General features: G+C 73.6%; 17 protein-coding genes and 10 tRNA genes. 14 read left to right on the top strand and 13 right to left on the bottom strand.

Annotated features, from left to right (window positions below; genetic code table 11):
* Positions 1 to 48 precede the first annotated feature (48 nt).
* Both V6U81_RS17920 and V6U81_RS17915 read right to left on the bottom strand, forming a co-directional pair.
* Positions 49 to 825: an alpha/beta hydrolase gene (locus V6U81_RS17920; protein ID WP_334490788.1), complete on the bottom strand. Its 777-nt coding sequence runs from the start codon at positions 823 to 825 to the stop codon at positions 49 to 51.
* A gap of 18 nt (positions 826 to 843) precedes the next feature.
* A complete protein-coding gene (locus tag V6U81_RS17915) occupies positions 844 to 1,446 on the bottom strand; it encodes a TetR/AcrR family transcriptional regulator (RefSeq protein ID WP_334490787.1) in 603 nt (200 codons plus the stop codon).
* A 182-nt stretch (positions 1,447 to 1,628) separates the two neighbouring features.
* On the opposite strand from V6U81_RS17915, the gene V6U81_RS17910 reads away from it, so the two are divergent.
* Positions 1,629 to 2,309, top strand: a complete 681-nt coding sequence (locus V6U81_RS17910) for an NADPH-dependent F420 reductase (protein WP_334490785.1) — start codon at positions 1,629 to 1,631, stop codon at positions 2,307 to 2,309.
* Between the two features lie 42 nt (positions 2,310 to 2,351).
* On the opposite strand, the gene V6U81_RS17905 is transcribed toward V6U81_RS17910, so the two are convergent.
* The gene (locus V6U81_RS17905; protein ID WP_334490783.1) at positions 2,352 to 3,545 is read right to left on the bottom strand and encodes a spore photoproduct lyase family protein; all 1,194 of its coding nucleotides are present in this window, start codon (positions 3,543 to 3,545) and stop codon (positions 2,352 to 2,354) included.
* A gap of 59 nt (positions 3,546 to 3,604) precedes the next feature.
* Positions 3,605 to 4,228 carry a phosphatase PAP2 family protein gene (locus V6U81_RS17900; RefSeq protein ID WP_334490781.1) on the bottom strand — a complete coding sequence of 208 codons (624 nt, stop codon included), beginning with the start codon at positions 4,226 to 4,228 and terminating at the stop codon, positions 3,605 to 3,607.
* A 74-nt stretch (positions 4,229 to 4,302) separates the two neighbouring features.
* Between V6U81_RS17900 and V6U81_RS17895 the strand changes: the two genes are divergently transcribed.
* Both V6U81_RS17895 and V6U81_RS17890 read left to right on the top strand, forming a co-directional pair.
* Positions 4,303 to 4,677, top strand: a complete 375-nt coding sequence (locus V6U81_RS17895) for a BlaI/MecI/CopY family transcriptional regulator (RefSeq protein ID WP_334490780.1) — start codon at positions 4,303 to 4,305, stop codon at positions 4,675 to 4,677.
* A complete protein-coding gene (locus V6U81_RS17890; RefSeq protein WP_334490778.1) occupies positions 4,674 to 5,594 on the top strand; it encodes a M56 family metallopeptidase in 921 nt (306 codons plus the stop codon). Before V6U81_RS17895 ends, V6U81_RS17890 begins: the two co-directional genes overlap by 4 nt.
* A 38-nt stretch (positions 5,595 to 5,632) precedes the next feature.
* Here the strand turns inward: V6U81_RS17890 and V6U81_RS17885 are convergent, their stop codons facing one another.
* Positions 5,633 to 6,517: a phosphotransferase enzyme family protein gene (locus V6U81_RS17885; RefSeq protein ID WP_334490777.1), complete on the bottom strand. Its 885-nt coding sequence runs from the start codon at positions 6,515 to 6,517 to the stop codon at positions 5,633 to 5,635.
* 331 nt (positions 6,518 to 6,848) lie between these two features.
* Between V6U81_RS17885 and V6U81_RS17880 the strand changes: the two genes are divergently transcribed.
* The 11 genes from V6U81_RS17880 (at position 6,849) to V6U81_RS17830 (ending at position 9,200) form a co-directional block, all read left to right on the top strand.
* Positions 6,849 to 6,921, top strand: a tRNA-Trp gene (locus V6U81_RS17880).
* A gap of 134 nt (positions 6,922 to 7,055) precedes the next feature.
* A tRNA-Glu gene (locus tag V6U81_RS17875) sits at positions 7,056 to 7,129 on the top strand.
* Between the two features lie 13 nt (positions 7,130 to 7,142).
* Positions 7,143 to 7,214: transfer RNA gene (locus V6U81_RS17870), tRNA-Gly, on the top strand.
* Between the two features lie 166 nt (positions 7,215 to 7,380).
* Positions 7,381 to 8,580 (top strand): RtcB family protein, encoded by a 1,200-nt coding sequence (locus V6U81_RS17865; protein ID WP_334490775.1) that lies wholly within the window; start codon positions 7,381 to 7,383, stop codon positions 8,578 to 8,580.
* A gap of 38 nt (positions 8,581 to 8,618) precedes the next feature.
* Positions 8,619 to 8,691, top strand: a tRNA-Arg gene (locus V6U81_RS17860).
* 22 nt (positions 8,692 to 8,713) lie between these two features.
* A tRNA-Gln gene (locus tag V6U81_RS17855) sits at positions 8,714 to 8,785 on the top strand.
* A gap of 5 nt (positions 8,786 to 8,790) precedes the next feature.
* A tRNA-Leu gene (locus V6U81_RS17850) sits at positions 8,791 to 8,863 on the top strand.
* 12 nt (positions 8,864 to 8,875) lie between these two features.
* Positions 8,876 to 8,950, top strand: a tRNA-Leu gene (locus V6U81_RS17845).
* 7 nt (positions 8,951 to 8,957) lie between these two features.
* A tRNA-Glu gene (locus V6U81_RS17840) sits at positions 8,958 to 9,033 on the top strand.
* A 5-nt stretch (positions 9,034 to 9,038) separates the two neighbouring features.
* Positions 9,039 to 9,111, top strand: a tRNA-Arg gene (locus V6U81_RS17835).
* A gap of 15 nt (positions 9,112 to 9,126) precedes the next feature.
* Positions 9,127 to 9,200 (top strand) — tRNA-Cys (locus V6U81_RS17830).
* A 107-nt stretch (positions 9,201 to 9,307) separates the two neighbouring features.
* Here V6U81_RS17830 and V6U81_RS17825 read toward each other — a convergent pair.
* The 8 genes from V6U81_RS17825 to V6U81_RS17790 form a co-directional block, all read right to left on the bottom strand.
* On the bottom strand, positions 9,308 to 9,802 hold the full coding sequence (locus tag V6U81_RS17825) for a hypothetical protein (RefSeq protein WP_334490773.1): 495 nt from the start codon (positions 9,800 to 9,802) through the stop codon (positions 9,308 to 9,310).
* 126 nt (positions 9,803 to 9,928) lie between these two features.
* Positions 9,929 to 10,885, bottom strand: a complete 957-nt coding sequence (locus V6U81_RS17820; protein WP_334490771.1) for a cyclase family protein — start codon at positions 10,883 to 10,885, stop codon at positions 9,929 to 9,931.
* A 104-nt stretch (positions 10,886 to 10,989) separates the two neighbouring features.
* Positions 10,990 to 12,489: an MFS transporter gene (locus tag V6U81_RS17815; RefSeq protein ID WP_334490770.1), complete on the bottom strand. Its 1,500-nt coding sequence runs from the start codon at positions 12,487 to 12,489 to the stop codon at positions 10,990 to 10,992.
* A gap of 64 nt (positions 12,490 to 12,553) precedes the next feature.
* A complete protein-coding gene (locus tag V6U81_RS17810; protein ID WP_334490768.1) occupies positions 12,554 to 13,156 on the bottom strand; it encodes a TetR/AcrR family transcriptional regulator in 603 nt (200 codons plus the stop codon).
* A gap of 120 nt (positions 13,157 to 13,276) precedes the next feature.
* Complete coding sequence (locus tag V6U81_RS17805; protein WP_334490767.1) at positions 13,277 to 14,200, bottom strand: Gmad2 immunoglobulin-like domain-containing protein; 924 nt, start codon at positions 14,198 to 14,200, stop codon at positions 13,277 to 13,279.
* Complete coding sequence (locus tag V6U81_RS17800; RefSeq protein ID WP_334490765.1) at positions 14,197 to 15,612, bottom strand: ATP-binding protein; 1,416 nt, start codon at positions 15,610 to 15,612, stop codon at positions 14,197 to 14,199. The genes V6U81_RS17805 and V6U81_RS17800 overlap by 4 nt, the downstream gene beginning before the upstream one ends.
* A gap of 11 nt (positions 15,613 to 15,623) precedes the next feature.
* Complete coding sequence (locus tag V6U81_RS17795) at positions 15,624 to 16,304, bottom strand: response regulator (protein ID WP_334490763.1); 681 nt, start codon at positions 16,302 to 16,304, stop codon at positions 15,624 to 15,626.
* 98 nt (positions 16,305 to 16,402) lie between these two features.
* Entirely contained in the window at positions 16,403 to 18,112 is a 1,710-nt protein-coding gene (locus V6U81_RS17790) for an AMIN-like domain-containing (lipo)protein (RefSeq protein WP_334490761.1), read from the bottom strand.
* Positions 18,113 to 18,143: the final 31 nt, after the last annotated feature.

Here is an 18,143-nt window from a genome sequence, read left to right as displayed (position 1 = left end):
GCGACCGCGTTCCCGGCGCCCGCCGGTCGGCGGGCGCCCGGGTCGGGGTCAGTCCCGGCGCAGCGGCAGCCAGGCCAGCACGTCCTGGATCTTCGCGTCCCAGTACGCCCAGTCGTGCGCGCCGGGGGAGAAGTCCACGGTGACTCCGACGCCCTGCCCCCGGGCGGCCTCGACGAAGCGCAGGTTGTCGTCGTACAGGAAGTCCTCGGTGCCGCAGGCGACGTAGAGCGGGGGCGTGTCCGCGCCGGCGTGCCGCACCAGGGCGACCGTGTCGTCGTCGGTCCCCGCGACCTCCCGCTCGCCCCAGACGGTGTGCCAGACGGCCGGGTCGATCGGGTTGGTGGGGTGGTTCCGCCGGTGCGCGACGTCGAGCGCGCCGGAGAGGCTGGCGGCGGCGGCGAACCGGCCCGGGTCGCGCAGCGCCCACTTGACCGCGCCGTAGCCGCCCATCGAGAGCCCGGCGACGAAGGTGTCCTCGCGGCGGGTGGAGAGCCGGAAGAATGAGTGGCACAGCTGCGGCAGCTCCTCGCTGAGGAACGTCCAGTACCGGTTGCCGTGCGCTTCGTCGGTGTAGAAGCTCCGGCCGGCCTGCGGCATCACCACGGCGAGCCCGAGCGGCGCGGCGTACCGCTCGATCGCGGTGCGGCGCAGCCAGATGGTGTCGTCGTCGGTGAGGCCGTGTAGCAGGTAGAGCACCGGCGGGTCGCCCTCGCCTGCGCCGCCGGCCAGGCCGATCTGGGACGTGGTGCGCTGCGGCAGGAGGACGGTCATCGAGGTGTTGAGGCCGAGCGCCTCCGAGAAGAAGTCACAGCGCATCAGTGCCATGGTCTGGCACCGTACCGGTCAGCCGGTCGTGGTGGCCGGGCACGCGGCGGCCACCAGGGCCTCGGCGGCGGCCCGGGCCTCCGCCGGCGCGCCGGGGTCGGCGTCCAGGACGCCGGCGGCGAGTCCGCCGTCGAGCAGCAGGGTCAGTTGGCGGGCCAGCCGGTCCGGGTGGGCGGCGCCGGCGCGCCGGGCCAGGTCGGTGACCCAGGCCCGGACCACGTTCTTGTGCTCGACGGTACGGGCGTGCACGGCGCTGTCCGAGGAGCTCTCCGCGGCGGTGTTGATGAAGGCGCAGCCGTGGTAGCCCTCCCGCCGGCACGCCGAGGCGAGCGCGTCGAACATCCCCACCAACTGGTCGCGGGGGTCGTCGCCGGCATCGCGGGCGGCGGCGCGCAGCGCCCCGAACCAGGCCTGGTCGACCTTGTCGAGGTACGCCAGGACCAGGTCGTCCTTGCGCGGGAAGTGCTTGTACAGGGTGGCCTTGGCGACGCCGGACTCGGCGATCACGGTGTCCACGCCGACGCCGCGCGGGCCGTGCGCGTAGAAGAGCCGGAAGGCGGTGTCGAGGATCCGGTCCCGCGCCGGCTGCCGGGTCCCTCCGGTCGCTGCCGTGGTCGCCATCCGCCACCTCCTCGGTCTCTTCCTCGCCTGGCCGACCCAAGCATACCGACCCGTCTGTGCACCACCACAGCCGGCGCGGATCGGAAATATCGGCGTCGCGCCTTGCTGGTAGACAGACCTGTCTGTTAGCTTCGGTGGCGACGCACGCTACGGCACTCTTCCCACACAGCAGGAGCATGATGATGAAGATCGCGGTACTGGGCACCGGCGTTGTCGGGCGGACCCTGGCGAGCCGGCTCACGGAGCTCGGCCACCAGGTCACCATCGGCACCCGGGACGTCGCCGCCACCCTCGCCCGCACCGAACCCGACGGCATGGGCAACCCGCCCTACCAGCGGTGGGCGGCCGAGCAGCCCGAGATCGCCCTGACCACCTTCGCCGACGCGACCGCCGACGCCGCGCTGGTCGTCAACGCCACCAACGGCGAGGCGTCGATCGACGCGCTGACCGCGGCCGGCGCGCCGAACCTGGCCGGCAAGGTGCTGCTCGACATCGCCAACCCGCTCGACTTCTCCCGGGGCTTCCCGCCGAGCCTGTTCGTGAAGGACACCGACTCGCTCGCCGAGCGGATCCAGGCCGCCTTCCCGGAGCTCAGGGTGGTCAAGGCCCTCAACACGCTCACCGCCGAGCTGATGGTCCACCCCAAGGCGGTCGCCGGCGGGGAGCACACCGTCTTCGTGGCCGGCAACGACGCCGATGCCAAGTCGACCGTGACCGAGCTGCTGGAGAGCTTCGGCCACACCGACGTGATCGACCTCGGCGACATCACCGGCGCCCGGGGCACCGAGATGTTGCTGCCGATCTGGCTGCGGCTGATGGGCACCCTGGACACCGCGATGTTCCAGTTCAAGATCGTCCGCTGAGCCCCCGGTGCGGCCGCCCCACCAGGGGCGGCCCACCGGCGGTCAGGTCCAGTAGAGGACCCGGCACGCCGGTACCCGGGCCGCCAGCTCGGCGGTGAACCACGACCGCAGCTCCGCCATCTGATCGCGGGGGTAGACGTACTTCACCGCGCCGAACTTCCCGTGCTTGCGGGTACGCCGGGACTCGTCCATCTCCAGCCTCGTACGCGGGTACCAGCCGAGCAGCACCTCCCGGCTGCCCGCGGTGAACCGGTGGCTGATCAGCTCGGCGGTCAGGTCCAGCCCCGGCACCCCGTCGACGACCTCGGCGACCATGCCCAGCAGCTCGCCGTAGTGGGCCCGCCAGTCGGGCAACGGCATGATCGGGGCGATGGTCAACCCCACCGGGTAGCCGTCGAGCGCCAGCCGGCGCAGCGCGGCCAACCGGGCCGGCACCGGGCTGGTGCCGCCCTCGAAGCGGGTGCTCACCGGCAGGCAGTTCACGCTGAACCGCACCCGGGTACGACCGGCGTGCGGCAGCCCGACGAAGCCGCCGATGTCGTCGTACTTGGTGGTCCAGCGCAGCTGCACCGGGGCGTCCCAGGCGGCGAAGTGCTGCACCGCCCGCCGCCAACTGCCGGTCAGGTGCTCCAGGGCCAGCGGATCGGTGTAGCAGGACGCCTCGAAGGTGGTGCCCTCGCCGGCCCGGCCGGCGCTCCGGCTGGTCACCGTGCCCAGCCCGGCGTAGTCGGCCAGGTTGACGAGGATGTCGTCGAGGTCGGCGTAGACCCGGGTCACCGGCGGCCCGGAGAGCGAGCCCGCGAGGTAGCAGTACTGGCAGTGCGCGGGGCAGCCCTCGGCCAGGTCGACCCGCCAGTCGGCGCTCGGCGCGATCGGTTGCAGCTTCCGGCGTGCCGGTGGGCTCACCACGATCGCCATGGTCGCCTTGGCCCGGGCGTACGTCTGCCGCTCGGTCTCCCCGCGCAGGCCGGTCAGCCGGTTGGCCCGCAGCCGTTCCACCTCGATGCCGAGCGCCTCGACCCGGTCGGCGATCCGCCGCCCGTGCGGGTGCTCCAGCGCTGCCCGGGTGGCGACCACCCGGCGGGGCGTCCACCGCCGCGCGGGACGGGCCGCGGGCGCCAGCCCGGCCAGGTCACGGGTCGGCACCCGCTCGCCGCTGGCGTCATGCGGTGCCGGGGGTACGTCGACGGCGAGCGGCTCGTCGACGTCGATGCCGTCGGTCTGCTCCGGGCGCATCCGGTACGGATACCCCCTCGACGCCCGGACGCACGTCCGGAACGCCCGTGCCGGCCGGGCTACCGGGCCCCGCTGCCCGGTGGGACGGGCGGACCGGCGGTCGCCGGGCCGGTCGACGCGACCAGCGTGCGCAGCGGGGTGTGGCCGGCCGCCGTGACCAGCCGGCCGACCGCCGGCCGGCTGGCCACGGTGGCGAGGCTGGCCACCGCGGCGCCGAGGGCCAGGCCGGCCACGACGTCGTGCGGGTAGTGCGCGGCGATGTAGACCCGGGAGAACCCCATGATCAGGGCGGCGACCGCGGCGACCAGGCCGAGCCGGCGGGAGACGAACCACAGGGCGGCCGCGGCGGCCCCCGCCATCACCGAGTGGTCGGACGGGAACGAGAAGTCGCCGCCGCGGTCGGCGAGCACCAGGATGCCCGGGTGGCTGGTGTACGGCCGGGGCTCATGGAACAGCGCCACGAACGGCTGGTTGACCGCCACCGCGAGCAGGGTCACCAGCGGGGCGGTGAGGGCGGCCGCCACCACCGCCGGTTCGCCCCGACGGCGTGCACCCCACCAGCCCGCCAGCATGAGGAGAGCGAAGATCGCCACCCCGTACGCGGCGTAGTCCCGGATCGCGGCGTGCAGCCAGGGGGTGGCGACCGCGAAGCGGTTGGTCTCGTCGAAGAGCCCGATGTCCATGGGTAGCCCGTCCTCCTCCTACAATTCCTGTAGTAGAGGCTACTACTACAAATTTTGTAGTTGATGGGAGTCGGGTGAACGGGAACGGACGTCGCGGGCACGGCGACCTGGAACACGAGATCCTCGCCGCGCTCGCCGCGGCGGACACCGCGCTCACCCCCGCCCAGGTGCGCGAACGCCTCGATGCGAGGCTGGCCTACAACACGGTCACCACCGTGCTGGCCCGGCTCGTCGACAAGGGGCAGGTCACCCGGGAGCCGGCCGGCCGCGGCTACGCCTACCGACCCGTCCGGGACCGGGCCCAGGTGACCGCGTTCCAGATGCGCCGGCTGCTCGACGACGACACCGACCGCTCGGCCGTCCTCGCCCGGTTCGTCGGCACCCTCACCCCCGAGGACGAAGCCCTCCTGGTGGGCCTGCTCGGCCGGGCCGAGCGGGACCAGCCGTGATCGTCGCGCTGGCGGTCGTGCTCGCCGCCGCCGGGGCGTACGCCGGTTGCGGCCCCTGGCTCAGCCGGGCCCTCCCACCCGCCCCGGCCGTACGCCTGCTCGCCCCTACGGGCCTGCTGCTGACCGCGACCGTCTGGTTCGGCCTCGCGGTGGCCGCCTTCACCTGGATCGGCCAGGACGCCGAGATCGCTGCCCTCGGCCCATGGTCGGCGCAGGCGCTGCGCTCCCAGGCCCCGGTGCCCTGGGCGGTCTCCGCCGCCGCCGCTACCGCGCTCGCCGTCTCCGCCGCCGGCGCCGCCCTCTTCCTGGTCCGGCGGCTACGGGCGATGCGTCTGGCCCACCGCCACTGCGGCCGGCTCGGCGCCCCCGGGGCGCTGGTGGTGCTCGACACCGACGTCCCGGACGCCTTCACCACCCCCGAGGTCGCCGGCCGGGTGGTGGTCACCCGCGGCATGCTGCGCGCCCTGCCCGGCGACGAACGGGCCGCCCTGCTGGCTCACGAGCGGTCCCACCTGCGGCACCGGCACGCCTGGTGGAACCTCGCCGTCGACCTCGCCGCGGCGGCCAACCCGACCCTGCGTCCCACCCGGCGCGCCCTGCACAACAGCGTCGAACGCTGGGCCGACGAGGACGCCGCCAGCCGGCTCGGCGACCGGGCGCTGATCGCCCGGGCCGTGGCCCGCGCCGCCCTGGTCCGCCAGCGCCACGTCCGCACCGCCACCACCGGGGTGGCCGGCGGCGACGTCCCCGGGCGGGTGCGGGCCCTGCTCGACCCGCCCGTCAGCCGGTGGCCCCCGGCGGTCGCCGTCCTCGCGGTCATCCTGGCCGCGTCGACGCTCGGCGCGGCCACCCTCGACCACCAGGGCGAGCGGCTCTTCGAGCACGTCGCCGTCGGGCAGCAGGCGGCCCGGCACTGACCACGTCGGTTCCGCTAGCCGACCAGGAAGATCGACGATCAGCCGGTCCCGGTCAACCGCCGCCGCGCGTCGGCCAGCCCCCGCTCGTTGTCGGCCGGGCCGGCCACCCCGGTGCGGTCGTCGGCCACGATCCGCTGGGCGAAGTAGTCCGCCTGCACCGCCCACCGCAGCCGTAGCAGCACCGGCAGCCCCCGGTCCAGCTCGGCCCGGTCGAGCACGCCCTCGGCCAGGTACGCGTCGCGCAGCGCCGCGCCGCGCTCCGGTCCACCGACGTACATCAGGGCCGAAGCCAGGTCGTACAGCAGCGGCCCGGCCAGCCCGACACCCCAGTCGATCAGCCCGCACCGGCCGGTCTCCCGGTCCAGCCGGAACGCCTCCGGCGTTGGATCGGAGTGCAGCAGACCCCAGGTCAGGCCCGCCGGACGCAACCCCTCATACGCGCGCACCGCCGCCGCCACAGCCGGCCGCACCCATTCCCGTACCCCGAGGTGCGCCGCGGCCGGGTCGAGCCAGTGGAACCGGTCGACTCCCGGCAGGGACACCTCCCGCAGCGTTCGGTGCACGTGGCCGAGGGTGCCGCCGATGATCCGCTGCTCCGCCGGTGCGGCGCCGGTCAGCGGCTCCCCGGGCACCCAGCGCAGCAGCGCCAGCGCCCCGCCGTCCACGGCCACCACCGCATCCCCGTCCACCGTCGGTACGGCGGCCCCCGTCGCCACCCCCGTACCCTCGACCACCTGGGCCACCGCGAGGCCGGCGGCGAACCTCGCCGCCGCGCCCGCCGGCACCAGCTTCGCCACCCACCGTCGTTCGCCCTGCCCGACGAACCAGGTGGCCGAGTTCATCCCGCCGTGGTGCGGCGTCACCACCGAATCCGTCAACCCCCACTGTCGGGCCAGCACCGACCGGACCGTCGCCTCCGTCATCACCCGGGCAGTCAACCAAAGACTCCGTCGACCGGACCACCGACTTCTCCGCGAATATCCATTGCGGTCGCCGGGACACCTCGCCTACCTTCAACGGGCAACGTCAAGCCGATCACCCGGGGAGCCCGCCGTGCCGCAGCACACCAGCACCGAGACCACGCGGTCCATGCCGCGCGGTGGTGCCATGCTGCTGGCGGGCGAACGAGCCCGGGGCCTGCTCCAGGCCCGATGCGGCTGGCGACAAGGGTGGCGGCGCGGATAGCGCCAGCGCGACAGCGCAGCCGCCCACCCCTTCGGGGACCGGGCGGCTTTTTTGTCACCTGCCCCGCCTAGGGGTGTAGCTCAACTGGCAGAGCACCGGACTCCAACTCCGACGGTCGCAGGTTCGAATCCTGTCACCCCTGCATCGTGTCCCGGCTACGCCGGCGACGTCGCTTCTTCTCAACTCCACAGTGGATGGCATGAGCACGACCCCGGTCGGCGCCGAGACGCGCCGACCGGGGAGCACGACACGGGATGGCATACCGCCACCCCGCACGGGCCGTTGGAGCAATGGGCAGCTCACCCGGTTCTCAACCGGGAGGTTTACGGGTTCGAGCCCCGTACGGCCTACGCACGAGATCATGCGGTTGTAGCGCAGCGGTAGCGCGTCACCTTGCCAGGGTGAGGATCGCCGGTTCGAATCCGGCCAACCGCTCTCCGCCCCGGCACCGGGGCGCCACGCCCCATCAGGGCGCCACGGGCTGCGCGCTGGGCGCAGAGAGGCCTTGCACGCCACTCCCGCCGGGTTCGATTCCCGGGCGGTCCACGAACACTCCACCGCCCCCACGAAGGGCGACACCCCGACGACCAAGGAGACGACGATGGGATTCACCCCGCTGCCGGGCACGAAGGCCCCGGTACGGGTCTGGACCGACCCGTACGGCATCGAGCCGCAGGCCGCGCAGCAGCTGCGCAACATCGGCGCGCTGCCCTGGGTGCAGGGCGTCGCCGTCATGCCGGACGTGCACTTCGGCAAGGGCGCCACGGTCGGCTCGGTCATCGCGATGCGGCAGGCGGTCTCGCCCGCCGCGGTCGGGGTGGACATCGGCTGCGGGATGTCCGCGGTGCGTACCTCGCTCACCGCCGCGGACCTCCCCGACGACCTGGCGCCGCTGCGCTCGGCCATCGAGGCGACCATCCCGGTCGGCTTCGCCAAGCGGGACGACCCCGTCGACCCGCGCCGGGTGCGCGGCCTGGAGCAGGGCGGCTGGGACGCCTTCTGGAAGCGCTTCGACGAGCTGGACCGCAAGGTCGCGCAGCTGGAGAGCCGCGCCCAGCGCCAGCTGGGCACCCTCGGTGGCGGCAACCACTTCATCGAGGTCTGCGTCGAGCAGGACGGCCCCGACGCCGGGCAGGTCTGGCTGATGCTGCACTCCGGCTCGCGCAACATCGGCAAGGAACTCGCCGAGCGGCACATGGCGGTCGCCCGGAGGCTGCCGCACAACACGAATCTGCCCGACCGGGACCTGGCGGTGTTCCTCGCCGGCACGCCGGAGATGGACGCCTACCGCCGGGACCTCTGGTGGGCGCAGGAGTACGCCCGGCGCAACCGGGCGGTCATGCTCGCCCTGCTCTGCGGGGTGGTCCGGGACGAGTTCCCGCAGGTGACCTTCGGCGAGTCGATCAGCTGCCACCACAACTACGTGGCGGAGGAGAGCTACGACAGCGTCGACGTGCTGGTGACCCGCAAGGGCGCGATCCGGGCCGGGCGGGGGGAGCTCGGCATCATCCCGGGGTCGATGGGCACCGGATCGTACATCGTGCGGGGCAGGGGGAACCCGGACGCGTACTGCTCGGCGTCGCACGGCGCGGGGCGCCGGATGTCGCGGGGGCAGGCGAAGCGGACGTACAGCACCGCCGACCTGGCCCGGCAGACCGCCGGGGTGGAGTGCCGCAAGGACGCCGGGGTGGTCGACGAGATCCCCGGCGCGTACAAGGACATCACCCAGGTGATGGCGCAGCAGGACGACCTGGTCGAGGTGGTGGCGCACCTCAAGCAGGTGGTCTGCGTGAAGGGTTAGACCGATCGGCGCCCCAGGGGGGTGGGCGCCGGTCGTACGTCCCGGTGGCTCAGCGGAGAGAGCGTCGGCCTACGAAGCCGAAGAGCCCAGGTTCGAATCCTGGTCGGGGCACGTTCCGTCGCGACGGAACCCTTGCGAGCTGGTGCAATCGGCAGCACAACCGTCTCTGGAACGGTCGATGGAGGTTCGAGTCCTCCGCTCGCAGCACGAGCCCTCGTGGCCCAACGGGAGAGGCGGCGGCATGAGGTGCCGCAGGTTGCGCGTTCGAATCGCGCCGAGGGTACGCAGTGTTCACGCCCGGGTAGCCCAATCGGCAGGAGGCACGGTTTTCAGGAAACCGACAGTGTGCGTTCGAGTCGCACCCCGGGTACGCGAATGGCGCGGTGGACGAAGTGGGAGAGTCGCCCGGCTTTCACCCGGGACACGTTGCGGGTTCGAATCCCGTCCGCGCTGCTCATGCCCCCGTGGCGCAGTGGAGAGCGCACCAGGTTCCGAACCTGGAGGGCGCTGGTTCGAATCCAGCCGGGGGCACGGTTCCATCGCTGTGATCGAGTGCCCGAGTGGTCAGGGAACGGCCTGCAAAGCCGGCTACGTGGGTTCGATTCCCACCTCGATCTCCAGCAGCCATCCACTGTGGTCCTCCGCCGGAGGACGCGGGTCCAGCTGCTGCTCATAACGGCGGCCCGTCCGGTTCGACCCCGGGTCCGGCGACAGGCACCGTCGGCAGTCAGCCGTCGACCCCTACCTCGACCGGGTGCACCCGTACCGGGTCGAGGTGCATCTCGTACGACGTGTAGCAGTCCGCGGTGAGGGTGGCGAGGCGGTTGCCGCAGGCGCACGCCCGGTTCGGGCCGTCCGTGCCCGCCGGACCGCAGCACCCGGAGCTGTTCTCCCATCCCGGCAACGGGTGCAGGTCGGGCACGTCCTCGGGATGAGCGACGATGGTGTGCCGCGGGCCCGCGGAGATCAGGCAGGCGTCGTCGACGATCCGGATGTTGCCGCGCGGTTGGCACGGAACCATGGCGTCGGGGTCCTCGTGGGGGACGTAGGGCGCTCCCCACGGCTCCGCCTCAATGGCGTATCGGCCGCGGGGCACGGTGGAGGCCGCCCGCCGCGTCTCCGCGTCCCGCGCGGACTCGTCCGGGGGCTCGGGGACGGTGGGTAGCGCGGTCAGCTCCGGGGTGAGCGTGACACCGCAGCGGGCGCAGAGGAACGCGGTCACGCCCACCATTCTTCATGACGGAGGCCACCAGGGTGGTGAGGCCGGAGACCAGGATCAGCGCGGCGCCACCGCGTTCCAGGTGCGGGCCGGGCGGTTCATGGCATCGCACCCCCTCGTTGACCGCGGTCAGAATGTGGCGATCGGGTTGACCGGGCTGCCAGACGTACCGGCGAAGCGGACCGGCGCGACTGCGAGGTGGAAGTCCCACTGGCCGAGCTCGGCAGCCGTCGTCGCGCACACCTCCAGGTCGCAGTTGTCGAGCAGCCACAGACCCATCGCGACGAGACTCACGGCGTGAACCGGCATCAACACGTCTTCGTACCCCGACGGCTGAACGTCCTGGGGGGTGTCAGCGCCGATCAGCGCGACCTCCCGTTCATGCAGCCACGGCAGGCAGGACGCGTGCCAGCCGGCCTGCGTGAATCCACTCGCCTCACCGGCCTCGTGCCGGACGCGGCCATAACCGGTCCGCAGGAGTACCGCATCACCGGATCGCACCCGCACGCCCTGGCGACGCTCGGCCTCCTCGAGATCGTCGGGAAACACACCCTGCCCCGGTTCCAACCACGGCACATCGCGGACCCTCGCAATGTCCAGCAGGACACCACGCGTGATGATCCCGTTCGCCGCCGCCGTGACGGCCGCCCACGCCGATCCCGTTGCGGCGTCGACCAACGAGTGCGACCGCCCGTTGTACATCGTGCCGTCCCAGAAGATGTGGCACGGCGAGTCGACGTGGGTGAGGGTGTTGCCGTGGAACGTGATGCCGAGCCGCTCGGACGAAAAGCCCCAGCGCCGGTCGGCGTGGAAGCCGGGCACCGGCATGTTCTCGGCACCCGGCATGTCGGCGGCGCACGGGCACGTCGTCGTCGACCGCTCCATGTCTTCCGGTACGGCGACCTCCCATGCGCACGACACGCTCCTGCCGTGGCGCACGGCCCGCGCCGCCGCCAGCCGGACGTCGTCGGTGATGTGGTTCAGAGTCCCGAGCTCGTCTTCGTCGCCCCACCGTCCCCAGTTCGACAGCGTGTTGAAGTACCCGAGCACGTCGTCCTGTGTGGGCATCGGTCGCCCGGCCGTCATCCCAGCATCGACTCCTCCGGTCACGCGGTTCGAGGCACCGCAGGTAGGGTATCCCGCCGCTGGATCGAAGACCGCAATGACTGGTCGATCAGACGGTGCCGGGCTCAGCCCATGTGTACGGCCTGGCCGGCCGGGATGTCCTGCTTGCGGACCTTGATCAGCACCAGGGTGGTGAGGCCGGAGACCAGGATCAGCGCGGCGCCCCAGCCGAACGCGACCGTGTAGCCGTGCACCAGCGCCTTGACCTGGGTGACCGGGTCGGGAACGCGGGTGGCCAGGTAGGCGGTGACCGCGCTGGTGTACATGGTGTTGAGCAGGGCGGTGCCGAGCGAGCCGCCGACCTGCTGGGTGGCGTTGAGGGTGGCGCTGGCCGCGCCCGCGTCGTGCTCGGGCACCCCGACCAGGGCGAGGCTGGACAGCGGCACGAAGGTGAAGCCGAGGCCCAGGCCGAGGACGACCTGCGCGGGCATCAGGTGGCTGACGAAGGACGTGTCCGCGTCGATCTGGGTCAGCGAGAGCATGCCGCCGGCGGCGAGGATCGCTCCGGCGACCATCAGCGGCTTCGCCCCGAGGCGGGGCATCAGCTGGCTGGCCACGCCGGCGGCGACGAGCACCCCGGCGGTCACCGGCAGCGAGGCGAGTCCGGCCTTGACCGGCGTGTACCGGAGCACCACCTGGAAGTAGAAGGTGAGGAAGAGGAACGCGCCGAACAGGCCCGCGCCGATCAGGGTGGAGGCGAGGTACGCGCCGCCCCGGTTGCGGTCGAGCAGGATGCGCAGCGGCAGCAGCGGGTGGCTGGACCGCTTCTCGATCACCACGAAGGCGGCGAGCAGGACGAGGCCGGCGCCGATGAAGCCGATGGTGGCGGCGGCGTCCCAGCCGTCCTCGGCGGCCTTGGTGAAGCCGTACACGAGGGAGACCAGGCCGGCGGTGACCACGACCGCGCCGGGGATGTCGTACCGGGTGTTGCCGTGGGCGCGGCTCTCCGGCACCAGTGGGATGGCGGCGATCAGGGCGACGGCGGCGATGGGGATGTTGACCAGCAGGCACCACCGCCAGTCGGCGTACTCGGTGAGCACGCCGCCGAGGACGAGGCCGACGGCGGAGCCGCCACCGGCGATCGCGCCGTACACGGCGAACGCCTTGGCGCGCTCATGCGCCTCGGTGAACAGGACGGTGAGCAGGGCCAGCGAGGCGGGGGCGAGCAGCGCGCCGAAGGCGCCCTGGAGGGCGCGGGCGGCGAAGAGCATCCCGCCGGTGGTGGCGAGGCCGCCGACGGCGGAGGCGAGGGCGAAGCCGACCATGCCGACGAGGAAGGTGCGCTTGCGCCCCCAGTAGTCGGCGATCCGGCCGCCGAGCAGGAGCAGGCCCCCGAAGGTGAGGGTGTACGCGGTGACCACCCACTGCCGGTCGGCGTCGGAGATGCCGAGGTCGAGCTGCGCCTGGGGCAGGGCGATGTTCACGATGGTGGCGTCCAGGACGACCATCAGCTGGGAGATCGCGATGATCGCGAGCACCAGCCAGCGTCGCGGATGCGCCGTGGTCTGCGCCGCGGCGTGGGGCGCGCCGGGACCGCCGGTGGCGGTCGCGGTGGATCCGGGCATGGTGAAGCCTTCCGTGTGCCATGGGTGTCTGTTGCGGGTGAGAAAAGATCTGTGCGGCGGCCGGTCAGCCCGAGCGGTACCGGAGGACCGGGATGAGTACCTGGTCGACGAGGTGGGTCAGGAACTCCTCGTCGGCGGGCAGGCCGTGGGCGAGGATCCGCGACATCACCATGGCGGGGGCGAGGTCGTGGAAGAGGTTCCGTTCGCCGGCCTCTCCGGGGATCTCGCCGCGGGCGGCGGCGCGCACCACGACGGCGAAGCTGGCGACCCGGCCGGCCGGCATGACCTGCTGTCGGATCAGGTGTTCCAGTTCGGGGCTGGTCCGCATCGCCAACGTGAGAGCCTGCATGAGGTCGGCGTCGGCGGTGCAGATCGCGGCGGTGGTGCGGAGCAGCTCCAGCAGGTCGCCACGGAGTGAGCCGGTGTCGGCGGGGATCTGCACGCCGACGTGCCGATGGCGCAGCGCGGCGGCCACCAGCTCGGCCTTGCCGGGCCAGTGCCGGTAGATGGTGGCCTTGCTGACCCGGGCGCGGGCCGCCACCCCGTCGATCGTCAGCCGGTCGTAGCCGACTTCGCGCAGCAGGTCGAGGACGGTGTCGAGCACGTCCGGGCTGCGCGGCGCGCAGACCGGGGGACCGGTCCGCTCCGGGGCGCTTCCTTCACGCACGACTGCCTCCAACGAAACGATGCCGTACTCAGCCTAGAGCGGGCGACCGGAATCGTCCTCCCTTTAGACCTGCGTCCAACTCAGAGGTGGAAACGAGACCGTTCCGTCCGGATCGGGTGGTCAGCCGGTGGCGGCGAGGAGGACCGGGACGCTCACCACGTGCTGGCGGGAGCCGTCGCGCGGGGAGACCTCGTACACCTCGACCGTGCCCGGGCCGCCGGGGGTCGCCCGCCAGGCCACCGCGAACCGGTAGACGCCGCGGCAGCCGGTGCCGCAGCTGGCGGTGGTGAACCCGGTTCCGACCACCCGGCCGGCGCGGTCCAGGACGCGGACCGAGACGGTCGCCTCGTAGACGTCGGCGGTGCCGGCGACGGTGACCGGTGCGGTGACCCGCTGGCCGATGACCGGCGAGGTCACCACGATCGGCGCGAGCAGGTCGGTCAGGTCGGGGCGGCTCAGCACGACGTCCGCCCCGTCGCCGGTGAAGGCGACCCGGCGGACGGTGGGGAACTGGGTGAGGGTCCAGACCACCTGGGCGCGGGCCAGCCGCAGCGCGCGGGGGTCCGGCTCGGCGAAGGTGGCGGGTGGGACCACGGTGGCGGTGCCGTCGGTGATCCGGGCCACCTCGATGCCGGCCGGGACCAGGGTGGTCAGGCCGGCGGCGGCCTCCGGCGGGGTGGGCCCGGCGGCCAGCTCGGCCAGCGCCAGGCGGGAGGTGGCCACGGTGGCAGGCCGGCTGCGCCGGGTGAATGCCAGGGTGCCGTCCCGGACGAACCAGAGCTCCAGGTCGACCGTGCCGGTCGGGTTCTGCGGTCCCGGCGAGTCGGGGCGGGCGGATGACGGTGCCGGGGGAGTGCGGACGGGCGGTCGGTCGGTCGACGGCGACGGGGAGGTCGGAGCGGACGATGGAAAGGTCGGCGCGGACGGCGGGGGCACCGGTGGCGGGGCGGCGGTGGGGGCCGGCCCGAGGGCGCCCGAGCGCGGGCCGGCGCAGCCGGCGGCCAGCAGGGCGAGTACGGCGAGCAGGGCGGCGAGACGTCTCACGGGTCACCCCTGGTCGAGCGGTCGGATTCGTCGGCGGGAAGTGGCTGGACGGGCACCAGGGGCAGGGCCAGCCGGAAGGTGCTGCCCACGCCGAGCCGGCTCTCGACGCTGAGCCGGCCACCGAGCAGCCGGGCATTCTCCCGGGCGATCGCCAGGCCGAGACCGCTGCCCTGCCCGGACCGGGCCGGGTCGGCCTTGTAGAAGCGGTCGAACACGTGCGGCAGTTGGGCGGGGGCGATGCCCGGTCCCTCGTCGCTCACCTCGTACACCAGCAGGGCTCCCGCCCGGGTGACCCGCGCGCGCAGCTCGCCCTCGCCGTGGGCGACGGCGTTGCCGACCAGGTTGGCCAGCACCCGTTCCAGCCGGCGCGGATCCGTGCGCAGGATCGCGCGATCGCCGTCCACGAGGACCCGCGCCGCCCAGCCGTGCCCGGTGACCAGGTCGCGCAGCAGGCTCAGCGCGTCGACCGGCCCGACGGTCAGCGGCTCCTGGCCCGCGTCCAGCCGGGAGATCTCCATCAGCTCCTCGACCAGGGCGCGCAACCGCACCACGTCGGCGACCAGCAGCTCGGCGGCGCGCCGGGCGTCGTCGGGTAGCGCGTCGAGCTGGTCGGCCAGCAGCGAGGCCGCCGCCACCAGGGCGGTGACCGGAGTACGCAGCTCGTGCGCGACGTCCGCGGTGAACCGCCGTTCCCGCGCCTCGGCCCGGGACAGGTCGTCGATCTTCGTCTGCAACGCCTGCGCCATCTCATTGAAGGCGGCGGCCCAGTCGCTGAACTCGTCCCGGCCCCGGACCGGCAGCCGGGTGGCGAGCATCCCCTCGGCGACGGCGCGGGCGGCCCGGCTGGCCCGACCGACCGGTTCGAGGGTGCGCCGGGCCAGGGAGTGGCCGATCACGGCGGCGAACGCCACCACCGCGACCCAGCCGATCGCCAGCGCGGTGCGCAGCTGCTCCAGGCCGCCCATCAGGTCGTCCTCGTCGGTGACCGCGTACAGCTCGGCGGTGGAGCCGGGGATTCGGCCGCCCACCACCAGCAGGTCGCCGCCGGTGCGTTCGTACCCGAGCTGTCCGTCGGCCACGGTGGCCCGCAGGGTGGGGCCGGGGGTCGGGTCGTACGCCGGGTTCGACGCCACGGTGTCCCCGGCGATCAGCACCACGTGTCGTCCGCTGCCCTCGAAGCTGGCCAGCAGCTCGGCGCGCCGCCCGTCGGTCAGCGGCACGAACTGCCCGGCCAGCACCAGCTGGTAGCGGGCGTCGGCGGCGGCCCGTTGCACCGAGCCGTCGAGGCGGGCCTGCCGCAGCATCAGGTACGACCCGCCGGCGAGCACCCCCGCGGAGACCCCGGCGACCAGCACGAACGCCACCGTCAACCGGCGTCGCAGCCGCCCCGGCGGTACGGTGCCCGCGGCCATCGCGCCCCCTGTCAGGTCGTGGCGAGCTTGTAGCCCACCCCGCGTACGGTGTGGATCAGCCGGGGCGCGGCGGGGTCGTCGTCCACCTTGGCCCGCAGCCGCTGCACGGCCACGTCGACCAGCCGGGAGTCGCCGAGGTGGGAGTGGTTCCACACCCGGTCGAGCAGCAGCTCGCGGGTGAAGACCTGGCCGGGACGGCGGGCCAGCTCCAGCAGCAGCCGGAACTCGGTGGCCGTCAGGGTCAGCTCCCGCCCGTCGCGGCGGGCCACGAACCGGCCCGGGTCGATCTCCAACCCGCCGACGGCCAGCACGGCCTCCTCGACGACGGCGGTGGCCCGGCGCAGCGCGGCCCGCACCCGGGCCACCAGCTCCGGCAGGTCGAACGGCTTGCGCAGGTAGTCGTCGGCGCCGCACTCCAGCCCGACCACCACGTCGATGGTGTCGGTACGCGCGGTCAGCATCAGGATCGGTACCTGGCTGGTCCGGCGGATCTCGCGGCACACCTGGAGACCGTCCATGCCCGGCAGCATCACGTCCAGCACGATCAGGTCGACCGGTTGAGCCCGCCAGGCGGCGAGGGCGGCGCGGCCGTCGACCGCGGTGGCCACCCGGAAACCGGCCCGCCGCAGACCGAGGGCGGTGACCTCCCGGATGGAGGCATCGTCCTCGACCAGCAGCACCCGGCCGTCCATGATTTCCTGAGGGTAGCCCCGGGCGGGGCTGGGACGACCCGGCGCAACGGCCGGTGACGGGGGCCCGGTCGGCGCCGGGCCCCCGTCCCGGCGGGTGGTCACTGCTGCCACTGGTGGGCGACGTCGAGCACGATCCGGCTGTGCGTGCCGGGCCCGGCGAGCACCAGCACCCGGAACGGCAGCTGCGCGCGTACGCCGACGGCGAAGGTGCTGTAGCCCTCGAACGTCCCGCCGTAGACCACGTCCCGCAGCGTCCGGTAACCGACCACGTTGGCCACGTGGTCCCCGGACCGGTGCGGGTAGCCGACCGCCGGCTCGCGCAGCGACACCCGCAGCAGCGCCCCACCGGCGGTGTACGGCGACAGCGCCAGCCCCTGCCCCTCGGTCCACGCCGCGCCGTAGGCCACCGAGTAGCCGTTGGCCGCGCCCTCGAACTCGAAGACGAGCCGGTCGTAGCAGTCGTGCCGCCCGGTGCGGGTGGTCAGCAGCGACGCGGTGCGCAGCGTGCCGCCGGACTTGGCGGTGCTGCCCCAGGTAATGCCGCAGTACGGCGTGGTGGTCGTGGCGGCCAGCGCCGTGGCGGTGGGCCGGCCGGTCGCCGTGGCCGCGCCGGTCGCGGTGAGCAGCACGGCGAGTACGACCGTCGCCACCGCGCCCAGTGTCCTCGTGGATCGCATGGTTCCTCCCTGGTTCGTCCGGCCCGGATCGGGCGGGCCGCTCCAGGTCGACGGTGGGCCGCCAACTCCACAGCCGCCCCACCGGCGCGTAACAGCGGGGCAACAGCCGTCAGCCGCGCGCGCCGGGGTCGCCGATCCACCGCGCTGCGCGACGCCGGCCTGGTCGGCGCCCACCGGTCCGGCCGGTTCCTGCTCTACGCGAGGACCACCTCGGCGGAGGCGTTGCCGGCCGGCGCGGAGTGACCGGTCAGGCCACCCGGGCCACCGCGCCGGCCGGCGGCGCGGGCACCGCGTCGGGGTGCAGCACGGCGGCGATCGCCTCCACCCCGTCGACCAGCCGCGGACCGGGCCGGACCACCAGCGCGTCGGCGTCGACCGCCCAGACCGGGACGCCCGGGAAGTGCGGGGTGACCGTCGCGGCCTGCGCCACCGCGCCGTCGAGGTGGAAGCCGCAGGGGTGACCAGCACGATCTCCGGTGCGGCGTCGCGCAGCTCCGACCACGGCACCTGCACCGAGCGGGCGCCCGGCCGGGTGGCGACCGGCTCGCCGCCGGCCGCGCGCACCAGGTCGGGGATCCAGTGCCCGGCGGTGAACGGCGGGTCGGTCCACTCGACCACCGCCACCCGGGGGCGGGGTCGGCCGGCGACCGCCGCCGCGACCGCCGCGAGCCGGTCGCGCAGCGCGCCGACCAGATCACCCGCCCGCTCCGGTACGCCCGCCGCCGCGCCCACGGCGAGGACGCTGTCGAGCACCTCGTCCAGGGTGTACGGGTCGAGCGAGAGCACGTCGGCGCGGCAGCCCAGGTGGTCCAGGGCGTCGACGACGTGCCCGGAGGGCAGCGCGCAGACCCGGCAGAGGCCCTGGGTCAGGATCAGCTCCGGGTCGAGGCCGGAGAGCGCGTCGGCGTGCAGGGTGTACAGGTCGGCGCCGGCCGCGAGCTGCGCCCGGACGTGCGCGTCGATCTCGCCGGGGCTCATCCCGTGGGTGTCGGTGCCGCCCACCACGACGGTCTTGCCGGCCCGGTCGGCGGCCGGCACCTCGCACTCGAAGGTCACCCCGACCAGGTCGTCGCCGAGGCCCAGGGCGTAGACGATCTCGGTGGCGGAGGGAAGCAGGGACACCAGACGCATTGCCCCATCCTGCCCGGGGCCGCCCCACCCT

The sequence above is a fragment of the Micromonospora lacuserhaii genome (genome assembly GCF_036902735.1).
Lineage (GTDB): Bacteria > Actinomycetota > Actinomycetes > Mycobacteriales > Micromonosporaceae > Micromonospora.
The sequence above is the reverse complement of the archived record's forward strand: the minus strand, read 5'-3'. Positions and strand labels throughout refer to the sequence as shown.